23 protein-coding genes are annotated in these 25,115 nt (G+C 62.5%); 12 read left to right on the top strand and 11 right to left on the bottom strand.

The window, feature by feature from the left end; translation table 11 throughout:
• Positions 1-121: 121 nt before the first annotated feature.
• From PspR76_RS18820 to PspR76_RS18790, 7 genes are all read right to left on the bottom strand, one after another.
• A complete protein-coding gene (locus PspR76_RS18820; RefSeq protein ID WP_159957675.1) occupies positions 122-460 on the bottom strand; it encodes a Na+/H+ antiporter subunit G in 339 nt (112 codons plus the stop codon).
• The gene (locus tag PspR76_RS18815; RefSeq protein WP_159957673.1) at positions 457-735 is read right to left on the bottom strand and encodes a K+/H+ antiporter subunit F; all 279 of its coding nucleotides are present in this window, start codon (positions 733-735) and stop codon (positions 457-459) included. Before PspR76_RS18815 ends, PspR76_RS18820 begins: the two co-directional genes overlap by 4 nt.
• Positions 732-1,220, bottom strand: coding sequence for a Na+/H+ antiporter subunit E (locus PspR76_RS18810; protein WP_159957671.1), 489 nt, complete (start codon positions 1,218-1,220; stop codon positions 732-734). Before PspR76_RS18810 ends, PspR76_RS18815 begins: the two co-directional genes overlap by 4 nt.
• The gene (locus PspR76_RS18805) at positions 1,217-2,899 is read right to left on the bottom strand and encodes a monovalent cation/H+ antiporter subunit D (protein WP_159957669.1); all 1,683 of its coding nucleotides are present in this window, start codon (positions 2,897-2,899) and stop codon (positions 1,217-1,219) included. The genes PspR76_RS18810 and PspR76_RS18805 overlap by 4 nt, the downstream gene beginning before the upstream one ends.
• Complete coding sequence (locus PspR76_RS18800; protein ID WP_003192163.1) at positions 2,896-3,240, bottom strand: Na+/H+ antiporter subunit C; 345 nt, start codon at positions 3,238-3,240, stop codon at positions 2,896-2,898. The genes PspR76_RS18805 and PspR76_RS18800 overlap by 4 nt, the downstream gene beginning before the upstream one ends.
• Positions 3,240-6,161 carry a monovalent cation/H+ antiporter subunit A gene (locus PspR76_RS18795; protein WP_159957667.1) on the bottom strand — a complete coding sequence of 974 codons (2,922 nt, stop codon included), beginning with the start codon at positions 6,159-6,161 and terminating at the stop codon, positions 3,240-3,242. Before PspR76_RS18795 ends, PspR76_RS18800 begins: the two co-directional genes overlap by 1 nt.
• Before the next feature lie 211 nt (positions 6,162-6,372).
• On the bottom strand, positions 6,373-7,302 hold the full coding sequence (locus tag PspR76_RS18790) for a DMT family transporter (protein ID WP_159957665.1): 930 nt from the start codon (positions 7,300-7,302) through the stop codon (positions 6,373-6,375).
• Between the two features lie 92 nt (positions 7,303-7,394).
• On the opposite strand from PspR76_RS18790, the gene PspR76_RS18785 reads away from it, so the two are divergent.
• The 12 genes from PspR76_RS18785 (at position 7,395) to PspR76_RS18730 (ending at position 19,846) form a co-directional block, all read left to right on the top strand.
• Entirely contained in the window at positions 7,395-7,958 is a 564-nt protein-coding gene (locus tag PspR76_RS18785) for a helix-turn-helix domain-containing protein (RefSeq protein WP_159957663.1), read from the top strand.
• Between the two features lie 154 nt (positions 7,959-8,112).
• The gene (locus PspR76_RS18780; RefSeq protein ID WP_159957661.1) at positions 8,113-9,309 is read left to right on the top strand and encodes an SfnB family sulfur acquisition oxidoreductase; all 1,197 of its coding nucleotides are present in this window, start codon (positions 8,113-8,115) and stop codon (positions 9,307-9,309) included.
• 12 nt (positions 9,310-9,321) lie between these two features.
• Positions 9,322-9,648, top strand: coding sequence for an acyl-CoA dehydrogenase (locus PspR76_RS18775; RefSeq protein WP_159957659.1), 327 nt, complete (start codon positions 9,322-9,324; stop codon positions 9,646-9,648).
• Complete coding sequence (locus PspR76_RS18770) at positions 9,648-11,027, top strand: LLM class flavin-dependent oxidoreductase (RefSeq protein ID WP_159957657.1); 1,380 nt, start codon at positions 9,648-9,650, stop codon at positions 11,025-11,027. Before PspR76_RS18775 ends, PspR76_RS18770 begins: the two co-directional genes overlap by 1 nt.
• 183 nt (positions 11,028-11,210) lie before the next feature.
• The gene (locus PspR76_RS18765) at positions 11,211-12,113 is read left to right on the top strand and encodes an acyl-CoA synthetase (RefSeq protein WP_159957655.1); all 903 of its coding nucleotides are present in this window, start codon (positions 11,211-11,213) and stop codon (positions 12,111-12,113) included.
• On the top strand, positions 12,110-12,880 hold the full coding sequence (locus PspR76_RS18760; protein WP_159957653.1) for an ABC transporter ATP-binding protein: 771 nt from the start codon (positions 12,110-12,112) through the stop codon (positions 12,878-12,880). The genes PspR76_RS18765 and PspR76_RS18760 overlap by 4 nt, the downstream gene beginning before the upstream one ends.
• Positions 12,880-13,761: a branched-chain amino acid ABC transporter permease gene (locus PspR76_RS18755; RefSeq protein ID WP_159957651.1), complete on the top strand. Its 882-nt coding sequence runs from the start codon at positions 12,880-12,882 to the stop codon at positions 13,759-13,761. The genes PspR76_RS18760 and PspR76_RS18755 overlap by 1 nt, the downstream gene beginning before the upstream one ends.
• Before the next feature lie 4 nt (positions 13,762-13,765).
• Positions 13,766-14,815, top strand: coding sequence for a branched-chain amino acid ABC transporter permease (locus tag PspR76_RS18750; protein ID WP_159957649.1), 1,050 nt, complete (start codon positions 13,766-13,768; stop codon positions 14,813-14,815).
• A gap of 17 nt (positions 14,816-14,832) precedes the next feature.
• Positions 14,833-16,173, top strand: coding sequence for an ABC transporter substrate-binding protein (locus PspR76_RS18745; protein ID WP_159957647.1), 1,341 nt, complete (start codon positions 14,833-14,835; stop codon positions 16,171-16,173).
• Between the two features lie 3 nt (positions 16,174-16,176).
• Positions 16,177-16,944 carry an ABC transporter ATP-binding protein gene (locus PspR76_RS18740; RefSeq protein ID WP_159957645.1) on the top strand — a complete coding sequence of 256 codons (768 nt, stop codon included), beginning with the start codon at positions 16,177-16,179 and terminating at the stop codon, positions 16,942-16,944.
• A 12-nt stretch (positions 16,945-16,956) separates the two neighbouring features.
• Positions 16,957-18,351, top strand: coding sequence for an FAD/NAD(P)-binding protein (locus tag PspR76_RS18735; protein ID WP_159957643.1), 1,395 nt, complete (start codon positions 16,957-16,959; stop codon positions 18,349-18,351).
• Between the two features lie 316 nt (positions 18,352-18,667).
• A complete protein-coding gene (locus PspR76_RS18730; protein WP_159955475.1) occupies positions 18,668-19,846 on the top strand; it encodes an integrase core domain-containing protein in 1,179 nt (392 codons plus the stop codon).
• 564 nt (positions 19,847-20,410) lie between these two features.
• On the opposite strand, the gene PspR76_RS18725 is transcribed toward PspR76_RS18730, so the two are convergent.
• The 4 genes from PspR76_RS18725 to PspR76_RS18710 are packed head-to-tail and all read right to left on the bottom strand — an operon-like array spanning position 20,411 to position 25,022.
• Complete coding sequence (locus PspR76_RS18725) at positions 20,411-21,658, bottom strand: efflux RND transporter periplasmic adaptor subunit (protein ID WP_159957641.1); 1,248 nt, start codon at positions 21,656-21,658, stop codon at positions 20,411-20,413.
• The gene (locus tag PspR76_RS18720) at positions 21,648-23,126 is read right to left on the bottom strand and encodes a TolC family protein (RefSeq protein WP_159957639.1); all 1,479 of its coding nucleotides are present in this window, start codon (positions 23,124-23,126) and stop codon (positions 21,648-21,650) included. Before PspR76_RS18720 ends, PspR76_RS18725 begins: the two co-directional genes overlap by 11 nt.
• Positions 23,119-24,318 carry an ABC transporter permease gene (locus PspR76_RS18715; protein ID WP_159957637.1) on the bottom strand — a complete coding sequence of 400 codons (1,200 nt, stop codon included), beginning with the start codon at positions 24,316-24,318 and terminating at the stop codon, positions 23,119-23,121. Before PspR76_RS18715 ends, PspR76_RS18720 begins: the two co-directional genes overlap by 8 nt.
• Positions 24,315-25,022 carry an ABC transporter ATP-binding protein gene (locus PspR76_RS18710; RefSeq protein ID WP_159957635.1) on the bottom strand — a complete coding sequence of 236 codons (708 nt, stop codon included), beginning with the start codon at positions 25,020-25,022 and terminating at the stop codon, positions 24,315-24,317. Before PspR76_RS18710 ends, PspR76_RS18715 begins: the two co-directional genes overlap by 4 nt.
• Between the last annotated feature and the right edge of the window lie 93 nt (positions 25,023-25,115).

Raw genomic sequence — 25,115 nt, 5'->3', positions numbered from 1 at the left:
ACCCAATGTGGGAGCGGGCTTGCTCGCGAAAGCAGAGTGTCAGTCACTGGATATATCGACTGATCGACCGCATTCGCGAGCAAGCCCGCTCCCACATGTTTTACTGTGTTCGCCTTAAAAATCAGCGGCGGCTACTGACCTCAGCCGGCACATCGTCCCCGGCCATGCGCTTGCGGAACAGTGCGGTGCGCGCCAGCAGCAGCGTGGTCACCGGCACCGTGATTGCCAACAAAATCGGAATCAACCACCCGTGCAGCACCGGCGCGGACTTGAGCACCGAAAAGTAGATAATCGACGCCAACGCCACGCACCACGCGCCCAACGTCGAAGCCAGCGCCGGTGGGTGCATGCGCTGGAAGAAGTCCTTCATGCGCAACAAGCCAATCGCGCCGATCAGTGCAAACAGGCTGCTCAGCACCAGCAGCACGGCCACGCTCACTTCAACCCATAACGGCATCATTCAATCACCTCGCCACGCAGCAGGAATTTCGCCAGGGCGAACGACCCGACAAAGCCAAACAGTGCAATCAGCAGCGCTGCTTCAAAGTAGGTGTCACTCGCGTAACGAATGCCGAGCACCAGCATCATCAACATCGCCAGGATGTACAGGTAGTCCAGCGCCAGAACCCGGTCCTGGGCCGACGGGCCTTTGAACAGGCGCAGCAGGGTCAGCACCATGGCCAGGGAGAACAGGAACAGGCTGACCAGGATCGCATTGGAGAGCAGGGCGCTCATTCGAAGATCTCCATCAGGGGCCGTTCATAGGCGTGTTTGAAGTGCTGGATAAACTGCGCTTCGTCATCCAGGTCGAAGACGTGGATCAGCAAAACACTGCGGTCCAGCGCCAGTTCCGACCAGACGGTGCCGGGGGTGACGCTGGTGATCATCGACAGCACGGCCAGGCCGTTGGCGTCGCGCAGGTCCAGCGGGACTTTGATAAAGCGCGATCGCGGTGGCCGCGAACCGCAGGTCAGCACGCCCCAGGCCACGTGCAGGTTGGAGATGATCACGTCACGGCCCACCAGCAAGAACAGGCGGATGATCACGCCGGGGCGGCGGATGCGGATAGGCAACGGGCGCAACGGCGCCATCAGCAACGGGGCGAGCAGCCCCAGCAGCGCGCCCAGCAGCAGGTTGCCGGGGCTGACCGACAGGTTCAACACCAGCCACAACAGCCACAACGCCAGCGACAACCACGGAGCAGGGAACAGACGCTTCATGGCTGCACCTCCAGGGCGGCGGCCTTGGCTTCAGGGCTGGGGATCGGGCGCGTCGCCATCACCGCCATCACATAATGTTCCGGGTTGTTCAGGCTTTCGGCGGTGGCCTGGGTGTAGCGCATCAACGGCTCGGCCTTGAACGTGAGGAGGATACTCAGGCCGAGCAGGAAGAAGATCGGCACGCACTCGTAGCGGCGCAGCAGCGGCGAGGGGCGCTCTTCCGGGGTCCAGAAGCGCTGGATGCCCAGGCGGGCGAAGGCGATCAGCGAGGCCAGCCCCGACAGAATCAGCAGCGCCACCAAGCCCCAGGCGGCCGGGCGGATCGGCTCATCCACGGCGTTGCCCAGGCCCATTGGGTTAACCAATGCGCTCAACAGGCTGAGCTTGCCGATAAAGCCGGACAGCGGCGGCATGCCGATAATCAGCAGCGCACAGGCGACAAAACTCAAGCCCAGGAAGGCCATGGTCCAGGGAATAACCTGGCCAACCACGGCTTTCTGTTCGTCGTCGAGGTTCACACCAGGGCGCGGATGCAGCGATTCCATGGCCTTGGGCAGTGCGTCGATTTCCTCATCCAAGGGAAGATCATTGGCGGAGCGCGAACGTTCGATCAGTTCAGCCAGCAGGAACAGCGCGCTCAATGCCAGCGTCGAGCTGACCAGATAGAACAACGCACCGGCGGTCAGGCTTGGCTGGGCAAAACCCACGGCCGACAGCAGGATCCCGGCGGACACCAGAATGCTCAAGCTCGCCATACGCTCCAGGCGCTGCGCCGCCACCATCGCCAGTGCCGCGCAAATGATCGTCGCCATGCCGCCGTACACCAGCCAGTCGCCGCCGAACAGCGCCGAGGCACCGGCCTGGCCGGAGAACAGCAGCGTCCACAGGCGTAGCACGGTGTACACGCCAACCTTGGTCATGATCGCAAACATCGCCGCCACCGGCGCGCTGGCCGAGGAATAGGCGGGCGCCAGCCAGAAGTTCAGCGGCCACATGCCGGCTTTGGCCAGGAAGGCGGTCGCCAGGATCGCCGCACCGGCGTGCAACAGGCCACGATCAGCCTCCGGCACCAGCGGGATTTTCAGCGCCAGGTCGGCAAAGTTCAGCGTGCCGGTGACGCCGTAGATCATCGCCGCGCCGATCAGGAACAGCGACGAGGCCAGCAGGTTGATCGCGATGTAGTGCAGCCCCGACGACACCCGCGCGCGGCCCGAGCCATGCAGCATCAAACCGTAGGACGCCGCCAGCAGCACTTCGAAGAACACAAACAGGTTGAACAAGTCGGCCGTGAGGAAGGCGCCGTACAGGCCCATCATCTGGATCTGGAACAGCGCGTGGAAACTGGTGCCTGCGCGGTCCCAGCGGGCCATGGCGAACAGCAGCGCACTCACGCCGATGATCCCGGTCAGCACCAGCATCATCGCCGACAGCGGGTCCACCACCAGCACAATACCGAACGGCACCTGCCAGTTGCCCGGCAGGTAGACGCCGATCGAGCCGGGGCCGCCTTGCTGGGTCAAGTACAGCAGCAGGATGGCGATGCCCAGGCCGATGGCGCTGGAGAACAGATTGATTTTAGCCTTCAGCGGGCGGCGTTTTTCGCCGAGCATCAGCATCAGCGCGGCGGTCAGCAACGGCAGCAGGATCGGCGCGACGATCAGTTGATTCATCCACGTCATTCCTTGGGCTCCCGGCCGTCTACATGGTCAGTGCCGGTCAAGCCTCGGGAGGCCAGCAGCACCACCAGGAACAACGCCGTCATGGCGAAGCTGATCACGATGGCGGTCAGCACCAGGGCCTGGGGCAGGGGGTCGGTGTAGTTGAGCAGGTCTTGCGGCACGCCGTCCTTGATGATCGGCTCCTTGCCGATAAACAGGCTGCCCATGCTGAAAATGAACAGGTTGACCCCGTACGACAGCAAGCACAGGCCCATGACGACCTGGAACGTCCGTGGCCGCAGGATCAACCAGACGCCGGAAGCCGCCAGGACCCCAATGGCAATTGCGATGACTTCTTCCATCAGGCGGCTCCTTCCGTAGCGGCAACGGCTTTGGCCTGGTTGCTCGGTTTGTGGGCCCGCACGGATTGGTGACCGAGGGCGGTGAGCATCAGCAGCGTGGAACCAACGACCATGGCGTACACGCCGACGTCGAAGAACAGCGCGCTGGCGACATGGATATCGCCGAGCACCGGCAGGCTGAAATGCCAAGTGTGGGTGGTGAGGAACGGGTAACCGGCAAACAGCGCGCCAAGCCCGGTGAGGGTCGCCGAGAGCAGGCCGAAGCCCATCCAGCGCATCGGCCGCAGGCTCATTTGCGCCTCGACCCACTGGGTGCCGGCCACCATGTATTGCAGGATGAACGCCACCGACATCACCAGGCCTGCGACGAAACCGCCGCCCGGCTGGTTGTGGCCGCGCATGAACAGGTAGAACGACACCACCAGCGCAATCGGCAGCAGCAGGCGTACCAGTACGGCCGGCACCATCATGAAGCCCAGCGCGGTATCGCTGGCCTGGCGTGGGTTGACCAGATCAGTCGCCACGTCCGGCGCCAGTTGGCGTTGTTGTGCAGGCAGTTGCATGCTTTCTTTGGATGGGCGGAAGCGGCGCAGCAGCGCGTACACCGTCAGCGCCACGGCGCCGAGCACGGTGATTTCGCCGAGGGTGTCGAAGCCCCGGAAGTCCACCAGCATCACATTGACCACATTGCTGCCGCCGCCTTCGGGCAGCGCGCGGCTCAGGTAGAACGAGGAAATGTCATTGGGTGTCTGGCGCGTCAGCATCGCGTAGGACAACAACGCCATGCCGCCGCCGACCACGGTGGACAGCAGGAAGTCACGCAGGCGGCGAATGCGCGCCTTGCGCAGCGAGCTGGGCAGTGGCGAGACTTCTTCGATCCGCCGTGGCAGCCAGCGCAGGCCCAGCAGGATCAGCACGGTGGTCACCACTTCGACCACCAACTGCGTCAACGCCAGGTCCGGGGCCGAAAACCATACGAACGTAATGCAGGTCATCAGGCCGCATACGCTGACCATGGTCAGGGCTGCCAGCCGGTGATACTTGGCTTGCCAGGCGGCGCCGAGGGCACAGGCGATTGCCAGCAGCCACAGGGTCACAAACACAATCGACCCCGGGATTTTTGGCCGGTCGCCCCAGCTGAGGCCGCTGTTGAGCATTGGGATCAAGCCTGCAATCACTGCCGCCAGCACCAGCAGGAACAGCTGGGTTTGCAGGCGCTTGGTGCTGATGCGTTTCTCGATCCTGCGCACACCGCGCATCATCACCACCAGGCTGCGCTCGAACATGCGCTTGCCGTTGAAGTAGCTGATGACCGGCGGATATTTGAAGCGCCCGCGCTTGAGTTGTTTGCGCAGCATCAGGTAGAGCACCACGCCGCCGGACATGGCCACCAGGCTCATGATCATGGGCGCGTTCCAGCCATGCCAGATCGCCAGGCTGTACTCGGGCAGCACGCCACCCACCACCGGCAGCGCGGCGGCGGCGAGGATCGAACCGACCACCTGGGCCGGGAAGATGCCCACCAGCAGGCAGGTGAACACCAGCAACTCAACCGGCGCACGCATCCAGCGCGGTGGTTCGTGCGGTGTGTGCGGCAGGTCGGTGGCGGGCGGGCCGAAGAATACATCGACCGTGAAGCGCAACGCGTAGGCGACACTGAAGGTGCCGGCGATGGTCGCAATGGCCGGCAGGGCGATTTCCACCCAGGCGGTCGAGGTGATGAACACGGTTTCGGCGAAGAACATCTCTTTGGACAGGAAGCCATTGAGCAACGGCACGCCAGCCATCGACGCACTGGCCACCATCGCCAGGGTCGCGGTAAACGGGATCAGCCGCACCAGGCCGCTGAGCTTGCGAATATCGCGGGTGCCGCTTTCGTGGTCGATGATGCCCGCGGCCATGAACAGCGAGGCCTTAAAGGTAGCGTGGTTGAGAATATGAAACACCGCAGCGACGGCAGCCAGCGGGCTGTTGAGGCCCAGCAGCAGGGTGATCAGCCCGAGGTGGCTGATGGTGGAGTAGGCCAGCAGGCCTTTGAGATCATTTTGGAACATAGCGCAGTAAGCGCCGAGGAGGAGGGTGATGGCGCCGGCACCGCCGACGATCCAGAACCATTCTTCGCTGCCGGACAGTGACGGCCACAGGCGGGCCAGCAGGAACACGCCGGCCTTCACCATCGTCGCCGAATGCAGGTACGCCGACACCGGCGTGGGTGCCGCCATCGCGTGGGGCAGCCAGAAGTGGAAGGGGAATTGCGCGCTTTTGCTCAAGGCGCCGATCAGCACCAGGGCCAGCATGACCGGGTACAGCGAATGCGCGCGAATCTGATCGCCCGCCGCCAGCACCTGGTCCAGATCATAGCTGCCGACGATATGCCCCAGCAGCATCACGCCCGCCAGCAGGCACAAACCGCCCGCACCGGTGACCATCAGCGCCATATAGGCACCGCGCCTGGCATCGGCGCGGTGGTGCCAATAGCCGATCAACAGGAACGAGAACAGGCTGGTCAGTTCCCAGAAGAACACGATCTGGATCAGGTTGCCGGAAATCACCAGCCCGAGCATGGCGCCCATGAAGGCCAGGAAAAACGCGAAGAAACGCGGCACCGGATCGTCCGGCGACATGTAATAGCGCGCATACAGCGACACCAGCGAGCCAATGCCCAGCACCAGCATCGAGAACAGCCAGGCGAACCCATCCATGCGCAACACGAAGTTCAGCCCAAGGCTGGGCAACCACATGAATTCTTCGCGGATCACGCCACCATGGGCGATCTGGGGATACAGCAGGGCGACTTGAATGGTGCCGACCAAGGCCACAAGGCCAGCCAACAGGGATTCGGTGTTACGTGCATTGTGCGGCAGCAAGGCCGCCAGACAGCTGCCAATAAAAGGCAGAAGCAGTAGAACTATCAGGGACATAGGCTTCTAATCTGCGGGAGTTTGGGATGCATCATACGTGCCGCTTTCTCGATCACCAAACGGCAAGATGTGGCAGGATCCTACAAAGTAGGCTGAAAACCCCTGTTTCGCATTGTTTCAGCGGACCCCTGTCCACCTGTCACCACCGCCCCCTGTGGGAGCCGGGCTTGCCCGCGATGGCGATCTGGCAGCCACCACAAACCGTCAGACCTTACCCCTGCTGTTCCTGTTCCCTTTCATCTTGCAGTTCGATGGCCTTCTGCCCCTTGGTCTTCAACTCACTGACAATCACCGCCGCCACAATCAACGCCGCGCCCACCATCGCAATCGGCGGGAAGCGCTCCCCGGCGATCCGCCCGATCACGCCGGCCCAGACTGGCTCACCGGCGTAGATCAAGGTGGCACGTGTGGGGGAAACACTCTGCTGCGCCCAGTTCATCGCGACCTGGATCACCGCGCTGGTCAAGCCCAGGCCTACGGCACTGAACACCAGCAGCCAGGAGAACCCCGGCAAGGCCTCACCCATTGGCACCACCATCAGAAACGACAGCAGCGACGCCGTGGCCAACTGCACCACCGTCACCCGGCGCACATCCACTTGCCCGGCAAACGCGCTGATCAGGATGATCTCGGCGGCCACCGCCACCGCACAGATCAGCGTGGCGATTTCGCCGGGGCTGAAGTTCAGCGAGGCGCCGGCCGGGCCGGTGAGCAACATCAACCCGGTAAACGCCAGCATGATGCCGATGGCCGGCATCAGCGCCGGGCGCCGACCGAGTACCAACCACTGCAACAGCGGTACAAAGGGCACATACAGCGCCGTGATAAACGCCGACTGGCTGCTCGGAATCGTCTGCAAGCCGATGGTCTGCATGCCATAGCCGAACATGATCGAGGTGCCAATGAATGCACCGGCTTTCAATTCAAACCAGGTCAGGTCGCGCAGGGTGCGCAACGAAAAGAACCCGACCACGATGGCCGCCGCCGCAAACCGCAGGCCCACGAAAAACATCGGCCCGCTGACGGTCATTGCATGCTGCACCAGCAAAAAGGTGCCGCCCCAGATCATGGTGATCACCACCAGGATGCATTCGGCTTTGCTGAAACGGTTGAAACGTGAAGAAGCGTTCGGGGCAGTCATGGCGGCTCGGTCTTGCAAGGGAAAGGCACGGACCGCACAATGCGCCGCACGCTGGGCAGTATACTGCGCACACCTACCTTATGAGCAATATAGTGCACAAAGAAAATCCACAACGCGCTTCGGTCCTGCAACACGTCAGCCAGAATGTGCGTCGTTTGCGGCATGCTGCCGACATGAGCCAGACCGCGCTATCGGAAAAGTCCGGGGTCAGCCGGCGCATGCTGGTGGCTATCGAGGCGGGCGAGAAGAATGTCAGCTTGTCGACCCTGGATCGCGTGGCCGAAGCCTTGGACGTGGCCTTCAGCGACCTGATCCAGGCCCCGGATGCCGGCGACCACAGCCGCATCAACGAGTTGGCCTGGGCCGGTGAAATCCCCGGCAGTAAAGCCGTGCTGCTGGCCAAGGCCACGGCGCGGCGTGAGGTCGAGTTGTGGGAGATGCACCTGGAACCAGGCGATCGCTACAGCCCCGACCCCGACCCGGACGGCTGGAGCGTGCAGCTGTTTGTGTTCGAAGGCTGCCTCACGCTTTTGGTCGGCGAGGAGGAAAAGCGCGTCGCCGCCGGTGAGTTCTACATGTTCGCCAGCCGTCACGTTCACGGCTATCGCAATGACGGCGACGTGCCGGTGCGCTTTGTACGCAACGTGGTGATCTAACTGTCTGCCAGGCAACAGTGGATGGACACTTTGCTCGTCTGCAAGCGCACTCGTTTCAAGATTTTAGCCGCAACCCGCTGATTTTATTGGCGATTACATTCAGGCACGACTCCTGCAATCACTCCGTTATCTCATCGGAGCCTGGAGTCGGCCCATGTCAGCCCACCCTCAACACCCTGCCCATATCATTCGCTCGGATGCCGAAGCCATCGAGGTGGCCACGCGTTTGGCTGCCCGCTTCGCCATCGACGCCAGCGCGCGCGACCGCGAGCGGCGCCTGCCGGTGGAGGAGCTCGAGGCGTTCTCTGCCAGCGGCCTGTGGGGCATCACCATTCCCAAGGCCTACGGCGGCGCCGAGGTGTCCTATGTGACGGTGGCCGAGGTGATCAAAGTGATCTCCGCCGCCGACCCTTCACTGGGACAAATCCCGCAGAACCATCTGGGTGTTATCGACATCCTCCTGCAAACCGCCAGCGAGGAACAAAAGCGCCATTACTTCGGCAAGGTCTTGGCGGGCTACCGTTTCGGCAATGCCTTTTCCGAAGCCAAGAGCAAAAACGCCGGCACCTTCGACACCCAGATTCGGTTTGACGGCGACACCGCGCAAATAAACGGCGAGAAGTTCTACTGCACCGGCGCGTTGTTCGCCCACATCGTTCCCACGGTCGGCAACAATGAAAACGGCCAGGCCTTTATCGCCTTCGTCGAACGCAATGCGCCGGGCCTCACAGTGATCGACAGCTGGGACGGCTTCGGCCAGCGCACCACCGCCAGCGGCGGCGTGACCCTCGACGGCGTGACCGTGCCGCGCACGGCGGTGATCCCGGCGCACCTGGCCTTTGACCAGCCTACCGCGAATGGCCCGATCTCCCAGATCATCCAGGCCGCCGTCGACACCGGTATCGCCCTTGGCGCGCTGGAACAGGCAAAAATCTACGCGCGCCAGGCGCGACCCTGGATCGACAGCCAACAGGAACACGGCTGGCAAGACCCATTCACTATCGCCGCCATCGGTGACCTGCAATGGCGCGTGCACGGCACCGAAGCCGTTCTCGCCAAGGCCGGCAAGGCGGTCGACCGCGCCCTGGCCGAGCCGAATGAAGACACCGTGGCCGAGGCTTCGCTGGTGGTCGCCCAGGCCAAAGTGTTGTCGGCCGAAACCGCCTTGCTCGCCAGCAGCAAGCTGTTCGAACTGGCCGGCACGCGCTCGGTCACCGGCAAGCACAACCTCGACCGCTTCTGGCGCAATGCGCGCACCCATACCTTGCACGACCCGGCGCGCTGGAAATACCACCTGATCGGCAACTTCGTGCTCAACGGCGTGAAGCCTGCGCGCCACGCCTGGAACTGAGGAACCTGCCCCATGACTGCACTGAATCAAGCGCGCCAACTGCTGCAAAGCACCCGTCGCGCCGTGGATAAAAGCGCTGACCCTTACGTGATCAGCCGCTTCGGCGACTGGCAGATTCGCGTCGATGTGGCCGCCGCCTTGCTGGAACGCGCCGAAACCCACCCAAGCCCGGTCGCCCTCACCGAAGCGCAAATCGCTGCTGCCGAAGCGCTGATTTTCGCCAGCAACGCCGAATTCGAACTCACCGGCCAACGCACCGCGCTGCCGCCCAGCCTGGATGATCCGTTGCGCTGGAAATACCAAATCGTCGGCAACTACCACCTTAACGGAGTGCGTTGATGTCCCGTGAAATCCGCTTGAATGCCTTCGACATGAACTGCGTCGGCCACCAATCCCCCGGCCTGTGGGCGCACCCGCGTGATCGCTCGTGGCAGTACAAAGACCTGGAATACTGGACCGACTTGGCCAAAATCCTCGAGCGCGGCAAATTCGACGGCCTGTTTATCGCCGACGTGCTGGGCATCTACGACGTGTACAACGGCAACGGCGACGCGGCGATTCGCCAGGCCGCCCAGGTGCCGGTCAACGACCCGCTGTCGCTGATCGCGCCGATGGCGCTGGTCACCGAGCACCTGGGTTTCGGCCTGACGGCCTCGTTGTCGTTCGAGCATCCGTACCCGTTTGCCCGCCGCCTGTCGACCCTCGATCACCTGACCAAGGGCCGTATCGGCTGGAACATCGTCACCTCGTATCTGGAAAGCGGCGCCAAGAACCTCGGCCAGAAAGCCCAGACCGAACACGACGCGCGCTACGACTACGCCGAGGAATACCTGGAAGTTTGCTACAAGCTCTGGGAAGGCAGCTGGGAGGAGGGTGCGGTACTGCGTGACCGCGAGCGCCGAATTTTCAGCGACCCGAGCAAAATCCACGAGATCCGCCACGTCGGCAAGCACTTCCAGGTGCCCGGCATTCACCTGTGCGAGCCGTCGCCGCAGCGCACACCCGTGCTGTACCAGGCCGGCGCGTCCAGCCGTGGCAAGCAGTTCGCCGCCGAACAGGCCGAGTGCGTATTCGTGGCGGCGCCGTCCAAGGTGCTGCTGAAAAAGACCGTCGCCGACATCCGCCGCCGCGCGGCTGAGGCTGGGCGTGATCCGAAGAAAATCCTGATTTTCAATTTGCAGACGGTGATCGTCGGCGAGACCGACGCCAAGGCCAAGGCCAAGTTCGACGAATACAAATCCTACGTCAGCTACGAAGGCGCGATGGCGCTGATTTCCGGCTGGACCGGCATCGACTTCAGCCAGTTCAAGCCGGATGAGCCGCTCAAACACGTGCACACCAATGCGATTCAGTCGGCGGTGGAAGCCTTCTCCACCGCGGACCCGAACAAAGTGTGGACGCCAAACGAGCTGGCCGACTGGGTCGGCATCGGCGGCTTTGGCCCGTTGTTTGTCGGCGGCCCGGAAACCGTGGCCGACCTGCTGCAGGAATGGGTCGAAGAGACCGACGTGGACGGCTTCAACCTGGCCTATGCACTGACCCATGAAACCTTTATCGACGCCGTGGACCTGCTGGTGCCGGAGCTGCAAAAGCGTGGCGTGTACAAAACCGAATACGCCCAGGGCACCTTGCGCGAGAAGTTGTTTGGCGATGGCGCGCGATTGGGGGCGAACCACCCGGGGGCCGGTTACCGCGATCTCAAAGCCACCACTCTCTAACTGAAACACCTCGGTCAATGTGGGAGCTGGCTTGCCTGCGATAGCGGTGGGTCAGCTGGAAAAGTGCCAACTGACACACCGTTATCGCAGGCAAGCCAGCTCCCACAGTAGAACGGTGTTGATCCAAATTACTCAGCCAGCGGACCACCGCACGCACATCATTTGAATAGGAGCATTACCCCTATGAGCGTGCACGAACTCAAACGCCCGCTGGCCCTGGAATGGCCTGCCGAACTGCTCGGCAACCTGCCCAAGGCCTTGGAACAATTGCACCACTGGGCGCAGATCACCCCGTTGCACACCGCCCTGCGCCACAAGCGCCAGGGCCAGTGGTATGCCTGGCGCTGGATCGACGCCTTGCGCGATGTCGAGCGCCTGGCCGATGGGTTGCGCCAGCAAGGTTTCGGCGAACAATCGCGGCTGGCCCTCAGCGGTGCCTTCGAGCCCAACCTGTTGCTGCTGGCCTTGGCTGCCCAGTCCGTCGGTGGGCAGGTGTTGACCCTGGCCGATGACCTGGAACCCGAAGTTCTGTACCAACAGCTGTGGCGCATTCGCCCCAGCCATTCTTACGCCCAGGGCCGCCACCAGGTGCGGCACTGGCAGTCCGCCAACCCGGTGGATTTTGCCCAACTGCTCGGCCCCATTGACCCGGCGCAGCACCTGCAGCGTTGGTGGCAACCGAGCGGCGAAACCGTGTTGTGGAGCGAGGAGGGCACCCATTGGCAAGGCGGGCTGGCGGTGGTGCTGGAGCAATGGCTGAACAGCGGCCACGGCCTGGCATTTCCGGAAAGCCTGGCTTCGGCGCGGCGTGATCGCAGTGAAGTCGCACCGACCGGCCTGCTGCTGTCGCCCGAGCGTTTACAGCACCTGGCCGACGATATCGGAAGCCGCCTCGCGCCCCACGGCACCTGGCGTCGACGCTTGTGCGACTGGGCCATCGCCCACCCGCAAAGCGGCCTGCGCCGGTTGCTGAAAAATCGCGTGCGCAGGCTGCTCGGTTTCCAGCGCCTGTCCTATATCTGGCAACCGCTCAAATCCAGCGCCGAGCCGGTATGGCTGGCCGAATTCAAACGGGACATCGCATGAGCCAGGCCATTCTCCAAGTGCGGGATATCTCGCTGTCGTTCAAAGGCGTCAAGGCCATCAATGCGTTGTCGTTCGAGGTGCAGCGCGGCGAAATCTGCGCGTTGATCGGGCCTAATGGCGCGGGCAAGAGCTCGTTGCTCAATGTACTCAACGGCGTGTATCGCTTTGACGCCGGCGAGATCGTGTTTGAGCAACAGCACTTCCTGCGCATCGACCTGTTGGGCGCCGCGCGCCGAGGCATTGGCCGCACCTTCCAGAACAATGCGCTGTTCAAAAAAATGAGCGTGCTCGACAACATCCTTACCGGCCTGTCGCGGCATATGCGCACCACCTTTATCGAGCAGGCCCTCGGGTTACCGCGCGCCCGGCGTGAGGCTGAGGCCTTCCGCCTGCGTGGCCAAGCCATCCTTGAATTGCTCGAACTGCAAGCCCATCGCGACGTACTGGTGGGCAACCTGTCTTACGGCCTGCAAAAACGCGTGGAGTTGGGCCGGGCCTTGATCGCAGGCCCGAGCCTGTTGCTGCTCGACGAGCCGATGGCCGGGATGAACGCCGAAGAAAAACAGGACATGGCGCGCTTCGTCGCCGACGTAAACCGCGACCTCGGCACCACCGTGGTGTTGATCGAGCACGACATGGGCGTGGTCATGGGCCTGTCCGATCATGTGGTGGTGCTCGACTACGGGCGCAAGGTCGGCGAAGGCACGCCCGCCGAGGTGCAGGCCAACCCCGAGGTGATTGCCGCTTACCTGGGAGTCGCACACTGATGACCTTCTTTTTCGAAACCCTGCTCGGCGGCCTGCTCGCCGGCACCCTGTACTCGCTGGTCGCCATCGGCTTCGTGCTGATCTACAAGGCCAGCGGTGTGTTCAATTTCGCCCAGGGTTCGATGTTGCTGTTTGCCGCCCTGACCTTCGTCAGCCTGCATGATCAGGGCGTGCCGTTTGCCCTGGCGCTGCTGCTGACGGTGATCGTGATGATCATCGGCGCCTTGCTGATCGAGCGGCTGGTGTTGCGCCCGTTGGTGAACCGCTCGCAGATCACCCTGTTCATGGCCACCTTGGGCCTGTCGTTCATTATCGAAGGCCTGGCCCAAGGCTTGATGGGCTCGCAGGTGCGCGCGCTGGATCTGGGTATCGACGACGTGCCGCTGTTTGTCGGGCCGCTGATGGTCAGCCAGTTCGACCTGATCGCCGCTGCCGCTGCGGTGGTGCTGGTGAGCGTGCTGGCGCTGCTGTTCAACAAGACCCGCATTGGCGTGTCGCTGCGCGCGGTGGCGGATGACACCACGGCGGCGCTGTCCATCGGCATCAACCTCAACCGTATCTGGCAGATCGTCTGGGCCGTGGCCGGGTTGGTCGGGCTGGTGGCGGGGCTGTTGTGGGGCGCGCGCCAGGGCGTGCAGTTTTCGCTGTCGCTGGTGGTGCTCAAGGCCTTGCCGGTATTGATCGTCGGCGGCTTTACCTCGATTGGCGGGGCGATTGTCGGCGGGTTGATTGTCGGTGCGGCGGAGAACCTCGCCGAGGTGTATATCGGCCCGCTGATCGGCGGCGGCATCACGCCGTGGTTTGCTTACGTATTGGCCCTGGCCTTCCTGTATATCCGCCCCGCCGGCCTGTTCGGCGAGCGCGCCATTGAGCGAGTCTGAAACCATGTCGATTCCCGTTGCTCAAGTAACCGCGCCACTGGTGTTGATCCAGCGGCGCGTGCCCTGGGGCCTGATTGGCCTGTTGGCGCTGGCCTTTATCGTGGTGCCGCTGTGGGGCAATGACTATTGGCTCAACGCGATCCTGATTCCGTTCCTGGTGCTGTCCCTGGCCGGGCTGGGCTTGAACCTGCTGACCGGCTACACCGGGCAAACCTCGGTGGGCGCGGCGGGCTTCATGGCCGTCGGTGCGTTCGCCACCTATGGGTTTTTATTGCGCCTGCCGGAGCTGGGCTTGCCGGTGGCGCTGCTCGGCGGCGGCGTGATCAGCGCGTTGGTGGGGCTGCTGTTCGGCTTGCCCAGCTCGCGAATCAAGGGTTTCTATTTGATGGTCACCACGCTGGCCGCACAGTTTTTCCTGGAATGGCTGTTCGTCAAATTCCCCTGGTTCTACAACTACGGCTCCTCGGGCACCATTTCTGCGCCGAAACTGGCGCTGTTCGGCCATGACCTCAACACCCCGGTTGGCCGCTATCTGCTGACCTTGATTACGGTGCTGCTGTTGACCTGGACCGCCGTCAACCTGGTGCGCAGCCAGGTCGGCCGCAACTGGATGGCGATCCGCGACATGGACACCGCCGCCGCCGTGGTCGGCATTCCGGTGGTGCGCTACAAGCGCCTGGCGTTCGCGGTCAGCTCGTTCTACTTAGGCATCGCCGGCGCGCTGTGGGCCTTCGCCTACCTGGGCACGGCCAGCGCCAGCAGCTTCGATATCAACCGCTCGTTCCAGATCCTGTTCATCATCATTATCGGCGGCATGGGCAGCATTGCCGGCAACTTTGTCGGCGCGGCGTTTATCAGCCTGCTGCCGATTTTCCTCAGCCATGCCGGGCAGGCGTTGTTCGGCGGTTCGGTGGATGCGGGGCAGTTGCAGAACCTGCAGAAAATCATCTTTGGTGTGTTGATCATCGTGTTCCTGATCAAGGAACCCGAGGGCTTGATTCGCCTGTTGCACACCCTTCGCGATCGGCTGCGTCAGTGGCCTCTACGTTTCTGACCCTAAGAGAACTTCCCATGCGTGCATCCTTGAAACGTTCCCTGGTCGGCGCCGCCTTCGCGCTGGCCGCCCTGGCCGGTGCTGTGCCCCAGGCAAGCGCCTCGCCCGACCAGCAATTTATTCCCCTGGCCACCTACCGCGTCGGCGCCTACGCGTCCAGCGGCGTGCAGGTGTGGGCCGGGATGATCGACTACCTGCGTTATATCAACGAGGTTGAAGGCGGCATCAATGGGGTGAAACTGGTGTGGCAGGAATGCGAGACCGAGTGGACGGCAGAGAAGGGCATCGAGTGCTACGAGCGCTTCAAGAATGGCCTGGATGGCGCGCCGGTCGCGGTGTATCAACCCAATGGCGCACCGGCGGCGTATGCGCTGAGCGAGCGCGCCGAGGTCGACAAGATCCCGCTGATCACCCTCGGTTACGGCCGCACTGAAGCCACCGACGGCACCGTGTTCCCGTACAACTTCCCGGTGATGTTGACCTTCTACAGCGAGGCGTCGACATTGGTGAACTACATCGCCCAGCGCGAAGGCGGTTTCGACAAACTCAAGGGCAAGAAGATCGCCACGGTCTATCACGACTCGGCCTACGGGCGGGAAACCCTCGGCCCGTTGAAGCTGCTGGCAGAGAAATACGGCTTTGAAAACATCCAGATTCCGGTCGCCGATCCCGGCAACGAGCAGTCGGCGCAATGGCGCCAGGTGCGCCAGGCCAATCCGGATTGGGTGTTCCTGCGCACCTGGGGCGTGTCGACGCCGGTTGCGGTAAAGACCGCCGCGCGCTTTGGCTTCCCGGTCGACCACATCATCGGCGATATCTGGGCCAGTTCCAGCGAAGACGTGTTGCCTGCCGGCGCTGCTGCCAAAGGCTACCTGGCACTCACCCCATACCCGGCCGGCGCCGACTTCGAGATTCATAAACGCCTCAAGCAATACATCCTCGACAAGGGCCACAGCGACCTCAAAGACCTGAAAAACTTCGGCAGCGTGTACTACAACTCCGGTCTGGTGAACGCCGCCGTGGCGGTGGAAGCCATTCGCACCGGCCAGGCTAAATTCGGCAAACGGCCACTCAATGGCGAAGAAGGCCGTTGGGGCCTGGAGCATCTGAATATCGACGACGCGCGTTTGAAGGACATGGGCTACCTGGGCCTGATGCAGAACCTCAAGCTGTCGTGCCGCGACCACGAAGGCGGCGGTTCGGCGCGCGTGCAGCAGTGGGACGGTGCCAACTGGACGCTGATCAGCGACTGGATCGCCGCCGACCGCGCGTTGTTGCGCCCGTTGATCGATGAAAAGTCCGCCGCCTTCGCCAAGGAAAAAGGCCTGACGCCGCGCACCTGCACCGGGGATGAATAAACCATGAGCCAAGCCGCCGCTGAAACTGCACAGCCGTCGCTGCTGACGGTCAACGACATCGAAGTGATCTACGACGGCGCGATCCTGGCGGTGGCCGGGGTGTCCTTGAATGTGCCCAAGGGCGCCATCGTCGCCTTGCTCGGCGCCAATGGCGCGGGCAAAAGCACCACGCTCAAGGCGATCTCGGGGTTGGTGCGTGCCGAGCGGGCCGAGGTCAGCCGGGGTGTGATCACCTATGCCGGGCGCGATGTGGCCGGCATCGACCCCAGCCAGCGCGTGCGCCAGGGCATGGTTCATGTGCTGGAAGGTCGGCATGTGTTCGGCCAACTGACGGTGGAAGACAACCTGCGCAGCGGCGGCTTTGTGCGACGCCTCAGCCGCAAGGCCATGGAGCACGACCTGGAACGCATCTACGCCTGGTTCCCACGGCTCAAGACCAAGCGCCACACCCGCGCGGGGCTGACGTCGGGCGGCGAGCAGCAAATGGTCGCCATTGGCCGGGCGCTGATGACTCGCCCGACCTTGGTGCTGCTCGACGAGCCGTCGATGGGGTTGGCGCCGATGATTGTGCAGGAGATTTTCGAGATCATCGCGCAGCTCAACCGTGAGCAGCAGGTGAGCTTTTTGATCGCCGAACAGAACATCAACGTCGCGCTCAACTATGCGTCCCAGGGCTACGTGCTGGATACTGGGCGGGTAGTGTTGAGCGGCAGCGCGGCCGAGCTGCTCGCGCGTGGCGATTTGCATGATATTTATCTGGGTAAACAGTAAGGGCGAACGTGCATGACTGAATCCATCCGCAACGCTGATGTATTGATCATCGGCGGCGGCCTGAGCGGCACGATGTTGGCCGTGCAACTGCTGCGCCAGCCCGGGCAGCGGCACATCCTGGTGATTGAACCGCGCGCCGAACTCGGGCGCGGCGAGGCCTACAGCGCCGTTGAGCTGGGCCACACCTTGAACGGTAACGCCGCGCGCATGAGTGTGGACCCGGACAACGCCGATGACCTGACCCAGTGGCTCATCGACTACATCGGCGCCGGAGGTTGGCCGGAATCGGATCAGCAGCATGTGCCGATCAGTGAACTGTTCCCGCCGCGCGGGATTTTTGGCGTGTACGCGCAGCAGCGGCTGGCCGAAGCCAAGGCGCTGTCGGCATCCACCGTCGAGCATGTGCGTGGCGAAGTGATCGACCTGCAGGTGGACGAGGCAGCCACATTGCTTACCCTCGATAACGGCCAGCAACTGCGCGGCACTTACGCGGTGCTGGCCACCGGCATGTTCCCGGCGGCGCGTACACCGCAGACCGAGTCCAGCGGTTTGAACGCCGCCGCCGTGGACCCGTGGGATGTGCAGGCCATGACTCACATCGACCCGCAATCGACGGTGCTGATCATCGGTTCCGGGCTGACCATGGTCGATGCTGTGGTGTCGCTGGAGCAGGCGGGCCATCGTGGGCCCATCGAGATTTTCTCGCGGCACGGTCTGTTGCCGCATGTGCGTCGGCAGCCGCCAAGCTGGGAAGACTTTCTCGCCGCTGACCACAGCCTGCGCAGCCCAAGGCAACTGCTGCGCGAGGTGCGCCGCCAATGCCGGATCGCGCAGGCCCAGGGCATCGATTGGCAGGCGCCGCTGGACACCGTGCGCGCGCACATCGGCCGTTTGTGGAGCCAGGCCGACGAGCGTGAGAAGCGCCAGTTCGTGCGTCATGTACGGCCGTGGTGGGAGAGCCATCATCACCGTTCGCCGCCGTTGAGTGCGCAGTTGGTGGCGCGGTTGCAGGCTGAAGGGCGGTTGCGGATTCAGGCGGCGTCGTTCAAGGGGGTGGTGGCGTTGGACGGTGGTGTGACTATTCGCTTGCGGCGTCGTGGTGAGCAGGCGGTGACGCAGGTGTCGGGCGCGGCGCTGATCAATTCCAGCGGTATCGAATACGATTGGCGCCGGGTGGCCAGGCCGTTGCCGCAGCAGTTGCTCAAGCGTGGGTTGATCCGGCCGGGGCCGTTGGCGTTGGGGATTGCGGCGGATGTGTCGGGGGCGGTGGTGGATGCTGAGGGCAATGTCAGCCTGCGATTGTTTGCCATGGGGCCGCCGTTGCGGGGGATGTGGTGGGAGAGTACGGCTGTGACCGATGTGGCGCTGCAGGCGAAGGCGTTGGCTTTGAAACTGACGAAAATTTGATGTGGGAGCTGGATTGCCTGCGATAGCGGCCTCCCAGGCAACCAAATCTACCTGACACCCTCCATTCCAAATGTGGGAGCGGGCTTGCTCGCGAAGGCTATGTGTTGGGCGCTGGAGGTCTTGGGTCGGAGTACATATCCGTTATTTAGGTAACGGCCACTTAGGGTTCCGCTCTTACAGCGGGTCACTTTTTGAGGGACCAAAAAGTAACCAAAAAGTCCTCGCCGGTATGACTCACCCACATGGGTTACAAATCAGTTCACGCACATAGGTAACAGTTTTTAACTGGCAGGGTCGATTTCGTGAGGATCTGACCATGCCCTGGAAAGAGCTGAAACCTATGGACCTCAAAGTGATGTTTGTCGCTGAATACCTGACTGGAAAACACAGCCTTAGTCAGCTATGTCGAGACTATGAAATCAGCCGAAAGACTGGCTATAAGTGGGTCGAGCGATACAAAACAGAAGGCCCCGGTGGGCTTGATGAGCGTAGTCGTCGTCGGCACCACCAGACTTATGTGGTGCCTTTGGCGGTAAAGCAGGCAATTATCGAACTTCGTTCTATAGGCGAGACAATCCCTGGTCCGAAAAAAATCCAGAGTGATTTGATAAAGCGTTTTCCGGGCCAGGATCCGCCCTCGAAAACGACTATTTATAACATCCTTAAAGCGGCTGATCTGATCACGCCGCGCCCCTTGCGGCCAAGAGTTGCTGTCTATCCAAAACCGTTACGTAAGGCAGATGTGCCTAATCAGCTTTTCAGTGCTGACTACAAAGGCCAGTACCTGACAGGCGCGGGCGTATGGTGTTATCCGCTAACAATCATGGATCATGCCAGTCGCTTCTTACTTGCCTGTCAGAGCATGCCCAGCACCAATTTCAAGGAGACCCAAGAGACGTTCGAACGGGTGTTTCGCGAGTATGGTTTGCCTGAGCGCATCCGTACTGACAACGGAGTGCCGTTTGCCAGCACAGGGCGCGGAGGGCTGTCACAGTTGTCGATCTGGTGGCTACGGCTGGGTATCATTCCTGAGCGTATCGAGCCCGGTCGGCCAGACCAAAATGGCCGGCACGAGCGTATGCACCGAACACTGAAAAGCACTTTGCCCAATCCACCTGCGGTTGCTTGGGAGTCTCAGCAGAAACACTTTGATCGTTTCATACGGCACTACAATTACGAGCGAGGGCATGAAGCGCTGAGCCAGAAAACACCGGCTTCATGCTATTCACCTTCACCTCGAGCCTATCCGGAGAAACTGCCGGAGATGGGTTATGCAAGTCATATTGAGTGTTACCGGACTGACTCAAACGGGATGATTTATCGGTCAGGTCTGCGGATTTATGTGGGGCATTTACTGAAATACCAGACTATTGGAATGGAGATGCTGAGCGACGATGTGTGGGCTGTTATTTTCGGCCCAGTGATCCTCGGACAAGTGGATGCGAGGCATGCAGACAAGGACGGCTATATTTCACTCAAAGTGTTACCTATGTGAATGCACTTTTGTGTAACCCATGTGGTTGTCCCGTACACGCCCCACCACTCGGCACCTCGCCTAGGCTCGGTGTGCCCTCACTCCGGCTTTGGAGCGGGGGCCGCCGCGATGGGCCATCCCTGGCCCAGCGCGGCTAACCCGGCGTCCTGCCGGGTTACCCCCGCTCCAAAGCCTGCGTTCGGCCAGCGTGGTTGACGGGGCGATCCCAGATCAAAATCAAGATCAAGATCTACAGCACGGCGGCCTGGTAGCCGACCTGAGTGGTAGAAGCAAAAGCAGGGCAAAAGCACATCTACCTGATGTACTGAGATCCAAAATGTGGGAGCGGGCTTGCTCGCGAATGCGGTGTGTCAGCCAGCTATTGTGTAACTGACCCACCGCCTTCGCGAGCAAGCCCGCTCCCACAATTAGACCGAGTTCGGCCGCCAGTCTTTTGCGCTCTGCTTTTCTGTGGGAGCTGGCTTGCCTGCGATGCAGGCACCTCGGTGTATCAGGCATAACCCGTTGATGCCATCGCAACGGTGCGGCGATCCGACAAGCCAGCTCCCACAGTTAATCGGCGTTTCAACCGCCAATCTTCACGAAGCCCGGCTTCAGGCCAAACACTTCCACCCCCTGCGCGGTCGACTGCCCGGTGGTGACTTTCACCCGTTCCACTGGCTTATCCATCGCCTCGCGGTATTCGACTGTTTTGTCCGCCTGGATCGCCTGGCTCGGCACCACAATCGCCTGCTCATTGTTGTACGTGACAATGGTCAACCGTGCACTCATCCCCAGCCGCACCCGCTGCAATTGCTGCGGCGTCAGCTTGGGTATCGACAAGGTCACCGGAAATTGCGCGCTGCCCTGGCTGTCGCTGGCTATCGCCAAGCCACTGACCACGCTCACGGACCCGGTCAGCCGTTCACCGTCGAAGCCATCGCCCATTACTTCCACCGCCTGGCCCTGGTGCAACTGGTTGATGTCCAACTCCGACACTTTGGCGACGATTTTCAATCGCTCGATGTTCGCCAGGCCAAACAGCACCTGGCCCTGGCTGACTTTGCTGCCGGCCTGCACCGGTGCATTGGTGTTGCCGGCACCTTGGGGCGAGCTGTTGCTGCCGGGTGCGGGCACTACTATGCCCGAGAACGGCGCCTTGACCTCCTTGCCCTCCAGCAGCGTGTGCAGGGCGTCGTATTTCACCGTGGCGTTGGTCAGTTCCATATCGGCGATCTGCCGGTATTCGCCCTGGCCTTGATCCAGCGCTTGCTGCAGTTCGCTGCGGGCGGAGGCGAGGTCGAGTTGCTGTTGCTGGGCCTGTTGCTTGAGATCGTCCAGTTCATTGCGCGGGATGATGCCGCGCTTGAACAGGTTTTCGCTCTCGGTGAGTTTGCGCTGGGTGTTGCCGGCGGTCATTTCGGCGGTGCGCAGGCTGCGGCGCGCGCGGCTGACGGTGGGGCTGCTGTTCCAGTCCTGCATCTCCTGCACGGCGCGACGGGCCTTGAGCAGGATGGACAGTGCGTCGCGCAGTTGCACTTCGAGGGTGGACGGGTCCATGCGCAGCAGCACCTGGCCAGCCTCGACGCGCTGACCTTGCTCCACCAGATTGGCCAGCACGTTGCCGTCGAACGGCGCCGTGAGGATGAGGGTGGTGTCGGGTTCGATCCTGCCCACCAAGCCGATCTGGTGCACCAGCGGGTCAGGCTTGACGACCAGCCATTGCGTGGTCGCGGTGGCCTGGCCGGTCGCCGGGCTGCGCAGGGCAATGCCGGTGCCCGCCAACAGCACGACGAGCAAGGCTCCCAGCAGGTATTTTTTGTTAGTAGTCATTGAGGGCGATTTCCCAACTTTCCAGCGTCATGCCCAGCGTCAAGTCGAGCTGGGTCTGGGCGTTCAAATAAGCGATCAGCGCATTGAGCTGCGAATTTTCGGCGTTGCGCAGGTCGGTCTCGAAACTCAGTACCTGGAAGTTGGTGGAGCGCCCGGCGCTGAGTTTTTCCCGCTCGATCTCAATCTTGCGCCGCGACAATTCCACCGCACGTTGGGCGATTTCATATTGGCGCCAGCGCGTGCCGAGGTCGCGCACCACGTCGTTGACGCTGCGTTCCAGTTCCTGGCGCGCGTCGGTGATGTGGATTTCCTGATCTTCCACATTGACCCGTGCGCGCACTTCGGCCTGGCGGGTGCTGATGTCGCCGATCGGGATTTGCACCTGCACCCCGGCATAGCTGTTCCACGAGCGGTTATTGCTGCTGCCGTTGTCGTTATTGTAGGCATCGCGAAGCTGGTTGGCCCCGGCCACCAGGTCGACTTGCCAGCGCCCGGAATCCTTGGCGATCACCAGGTTGAGGTCGGCCTGCTGGCTGCCGAGCAGGGCGGCGAGGTATTCCGGTTGCTGGGTCTGCGCCAGGTTGAAGGCCTGGCGCTTGTCGATGGTCATCGGCTTGGCCTCCAGGGCCTCGCTGGCGCGGATCGGCGTCGACAGGTCCAGGGCCAGCAGGCGCAGCAGCGCCAGGCGGCTGGTATCGAGTTGGTTCTGGGCTTCTTCCACGCCGAGCTGCTGGGTGGCAATGTCGGCTTCGGTCTGCACGATTTCGAACTCGGCCATGCGCCCAGCACTGATCAAGGCCTTGTTGACTTCCAGCAAGGTGCCGGAACGTTTGAGCGCGTCCTGGACGATGCTCAGTTGCTCCTGGGCACGCAGCAGCTCGCGGTAGGTGGCGATGATCTGGCTGATGGTCTGCGCCACGGTGGCCTTGAGGTTCAGGCGGTTAGCCTGCTCCGACAGGCGTGACAGGCGCAACGGCGCGGTGGTGGCGTCCCAGCCGGCACCGCGCATCAGCGGCTGGATAAGCGCCAGGTCGAGGCCGTCGCTGCGGTAGCGGCCGGCCCGGTCGGCGTTGTTCAGTTGCTGGGTCCAGGCCATGCTCAGGCGGGTGCCGTATTCGCCGAGCAAGGTGGCGTTCGGCGCCAGGTTGGCATTGCGGGCGTTATCCGCGGTACCGCGACTTTGGCGGTAATAACTGTTGAGGGTGAGCTTGGGGTTGAAGGTGTCTTCGGCCACGCGCAGGTCGAATTTTTGTGCAACGCGCTGCAGGTACGCGCTGCGGATCGCCGGGTTGTTGCGCAAGCCCAGGTACACCGCATCGCCCAGGGTCATGTTGGTGGCCTGGGCTTTGAGCGAGACACTGCGGTCATAACCGCTGCGGGTGGTGCTGGGGGCCGAAGGGTTGATCACCACGTCGGCGGCCATGGTCGGCAGGCTCGCGAAAATCAGTAGCAGCAGCCCTTTATTCATCACGCAAGGCCTCCACTGGCTGCAGCCGCGAGGCCGACACCGCCGGGTAGATGCCAAAGAACAAGCCCACCAGCAGCGTGCTGCCGACCCCCAACGGTAGCGCGGCGGCGGCCAGGGCGAATTCCCAGCCCGACAGCCAGGCGTAGAACCAGGCGGCGGTCATGCCCAGCACCGCGCCGCAGAGTGCGCCGACGGCGGTCAGGGTCACGGCTTCGAGCAGGAACAGGTTGCGGATATCGCGCTGGCGCGCACCCAGGGCCATGCGGATGCCGATCTCACGGCGGCGCTCCGAGACATTCATCAGCATCACGTTCATCACACCGACGCCGCCGCCCACCAGCGAGATCGCGCCCAGGGCCAGCAGCAAGTAGGCGAATGTGCGGCTTTGCCGGGTCATGCCATCGATCATTTGCTGGGGCACCTGGATGTCGACATCGTGGTCGGTGAGTTGGCTTTTCAGGGCGATGGCGGCGTCGCGGGCGATCTGCTCCATGTCCTGGCCGGGGGCGGCGCGAATAATCACGTTGCCGATCTGCGGCGCGGGGTAGATGCGGCGCATGCCTTCGGCGGGGATAAACAGCGATTCGTTGGCCTGCACCGGCATCAGCATGGCGCGCGGCTGGTTGTGCAGAATGCCTATCACCAGGAACAGGTAGTCGTTGATGCGGATGCGGTCGCCCAGCCGCAGCGGGTCGCCCGGCGCGCCCAGGGCTTGGGCGACTTGGTCGCCAATCACGCCATAGGTTTCGCCGGCGTCGAAACTCGACAGAAAGCGCCCCTCGCGCACGGCCAGGCGCATGGCGTCATTGATGTCCGGGGTAGCGCCGACAAAGTTGGCGTTGGCGCTGCGGCCATGGAACACGATGGGCCCGCTGAACAAACTGAGTGCGCCGATATGGGCGATGCCCGGTACGGCTCGGCGCACGGCCTCGAGGTCGAGGCTGGCGCGCATCGGTGTGTTGCCGCTGCCCTTGGCCGGGAACTGGGCGATCAGCGTGTCGGTGCCCATGTCTTTGAAAATCAGCGCCGCATCCACTGCGGCGTTATGGCCGATATTGATCAGCGCCACCACCGACGAACTGCCGATCACGATACCCAGCAACGCCAGGACCGAGCGTTTGCCCAGGGTGCGCAGGCTCACAAACGCTTCGTGCAGCAGTTGGCTCAGGTTCTGCTCAACCCGCAGGCTCATAGGCGTCCGGCCTCATGCACCACGCCATTGCGCACCAGGATTTTGCGCTCCAGGCGCTCGGCGATATGGGGGTCATGGGTGACGATGATCAGCGTCACTTGCTGCTCGCGGTTGAGGGCCAGGAGCAAGTCCATGATCTCTTGGGCAGTGGTGCTGTCGAGGTTGCCGGTGGGTTCGTCGGCGAGAATCACCGAAGGTTTGCCGACCAGCGCGCGGGCAATGGCCACGCGTTGGCGCTGGCCGCCGGAAAGGTCGGCGGGGCGATGGTGGGCACGCTCGGCCAGGCCGACTTGTTCGAGCATGCGCAACGCCTGCTCCACGGATTCATGGCGTGACACGCCGCGATAACTCAGGGGCAGGGCGACGTTGTCCACGGCACTGAGGCGCGGCAGCAGGTTGAAACTCTGGAACACGAAGCCGATCTGCTGGTTGCGGATCGCCGCCAGCTCATCCGGGCTGGCGCTGAAAATATCGTGGCCGGCAAAGTGGTACTGGCCGTAATTGGGCAAGTCCAACAGGCCGAGAATATTGAGCAGGGTGCTTTTGCCGGAACCGGAGGCGCCGAGAATGCCGCAGCTGTCACCGCGGGCGATGGCCAGGCATACATCGTTAAGAATGGACAGGTGTTGCCCGGCGAGCTGATAGTGCTTGCCGATGCCTTGCAGGGAGATCAAGCCTGGGTGCGCGGGGGTCTCTGTCATCATGACTACGCCTGCAGTCTCGACGGTGCCGCTTGCCCCCGGTAAATCTTTGTAACAAGTTCGGTAGCTGGCTGGTACGCGTCACGGACTGGTTTT

Origin of the sequence: Pseudomonas sp. R76 (assembly GCF_009834565.1) — a bacterium.
In the GTDB taxonomy this organism is placed as follows: domain Bacteria; phylum Pseudomonadota; class Gammaproteobacteria; order Pseudomonadales; family Pseudomonadaceae; genus Aquipseudomonas.
Note: the sequence above shows the minus strand (reverse complement) of the source record. Positions and strands in the feature narration are given on the sequence as shown.

Excerpts from the sequence above, each read along its gene's own strand:
- PspR76_RS18820 (WP_159957675.1), bottom strand. The coding sequence starts at position 460 with ATGATGCCGTTATGGGTTGAAGTGAGCGTGGCCGTGCTGCTGGTGCTG.
- PspR76_RS18815 (WP_159957673.1), bottom strand. The coding sequence starts at position 735 with ATGAGCGCCCTGCTCTCCAATGCGATCCTGGTCAGCCTGTTCCTGTTC.
- PspR76_RS18810 (WP_159957671.1), bottom strand. The coding sequence starts at position 1,220 with ATGAAGCGTCTGTTCCCTGCTCCGTGGTTGTCGCTGGCGTTGTGGCTG.
- PspR76_RS18805 (WP_159957669.1), bottom strand. The coding sequence starts at position 2,899 with ATGACGTGGATGAATCAACTGATCGTCGCGCCGATCCTGCTGCCGTTG.
- PspR76_RS18800 (WP_003192163.1), bottom strand. The coding sequence starts at position 3,240 with ATGGAAGAAGTCATCGCAATTGCCATTGGGGTCCTGGCGGCTTCCGGC.
- PspR76_RS18795 (WP_159957667.1), bottom strand. The coding sequence starts at position 6,161 with ATGTCCCTGATAGTTCTACTGCTTCTGCCTTTTATTGGCAGCTGTCTG.
- PspR76_RS18790 (WP_159957665.1), bottom strand. The coding sequence starts at position 7,302 with ATGACTGCCCCGAACGCTTCTTCACGTTTCAACCGTTTCAGCAAAGCC.
- PspR76_RS18780 (WP_159957661.1), top strand. The coding sequence starts at position 8,113 with ATGTCAGCCCACCCTCAACACCCTGCCCATATCATTCGCTCGGATGCC.
- PspR76_RS18775 (WP_159957659.1), top strand. The coding sequence starts at position 9,322 with ATGACTGCACTGAATCAAGCGCGCCAACTGCTGCAAAGCACCCGTCGC.
- PspR76_RS18770 (WP_159957657.1), top strand. The coding sequence starts at position 9,648 with ATGTCCCGTGAAATCCGCTTGAATGCCTTCGACATGAACTGCGTCGGC.
- PspR76_RS18765 (WP_159957655.1), top strand. The coding sequence starts at position 11,211 with ATGAGCGTGCACGAACTCAAACGCCCGCTGGCCCTGGAATGGCCTGCC.
- PspR76_RS18760 (WP_159957653.1), top strand. The coding sequence starts at position 12,110 with ATGAGCCAGGCCATTCTCCAAGTGCGGGATATCTCGCTGTCGTTCAAA.
- PspR76_RS18755 (WP_159957651.1), top strand. The coding sequence starts at position 12,880 with ATGACCTTCTTTTTCGAAACCCTGCTCGGCGGCCTGCTCGCCGGCACC.
- PspR76_RS18750 (WP_159957649.1), top strand. The coding sequence starts at position 13,766 with ATGTCGATTCCCGTTGCTCAAGTAACCGCGCCACTGGTGTTGATCCAG.
- PspR76_RS18745 (WP_159957647.1), top strand. The coding sequence starts at position 14,833 with ATGCGTGCATCCTTGAAACGTTCCCTGGTCGGCGCCGCCTTCGCGCTG.
- PspR76_RS18740 (WP_159957645.1), top strand. The coding sequence starts at position 16,177 with ATGAGCCAAGCCGCCGCTGAAACTGCACAGCCGTCGCTGCTGACGGTC.
- PspR76_RS18735 (WP_159957643.1), top strand. The coding sequence starts at position 16,957 with ATGACTGAATCCATCCGCAACGCTGATGTATTGATCATCGGCGGCGGC.
- PspR76_RS18730 (WP_159955475.1), top strand. The coding sequence starts at position 18,668 with ATGCCCTGGAAAGAGCTGAAACCTATGGACCTCAAAGTGATGTTTGTC.
- PspR76_RS18725 (WP_159957641.1), bottom strand. The coding sequence starts at position 21,658 with ATGACTACTAACAAAAAATACCTGCTGGGAGCCTTGCTCGTCGTGCTG.
- PspR76_RS18720 (WP_159957639.1), bottom strand. The coding sequence starts at position 23,126 with ATGAATAAAGGGCTGCTGCTACTGATTTTCGCGAGCCTGCCGACCATG.
- PspR76_RS18715 (WP_159957637.1), bottom strand. The coding sequence starts at position 24,318 with ATGAGCCTGCGGGTTGAGCAGAACCTGAGCCAACTGCTGCACGAAGCG.
- PspR76_RS18710 (WP_159957635.1), bottom strand. The coding sequence starts at position 25,022 with ATGATGACAGAGACCCCCGCGCACCCAGGCTTGATCTCCCTGCAAGGC.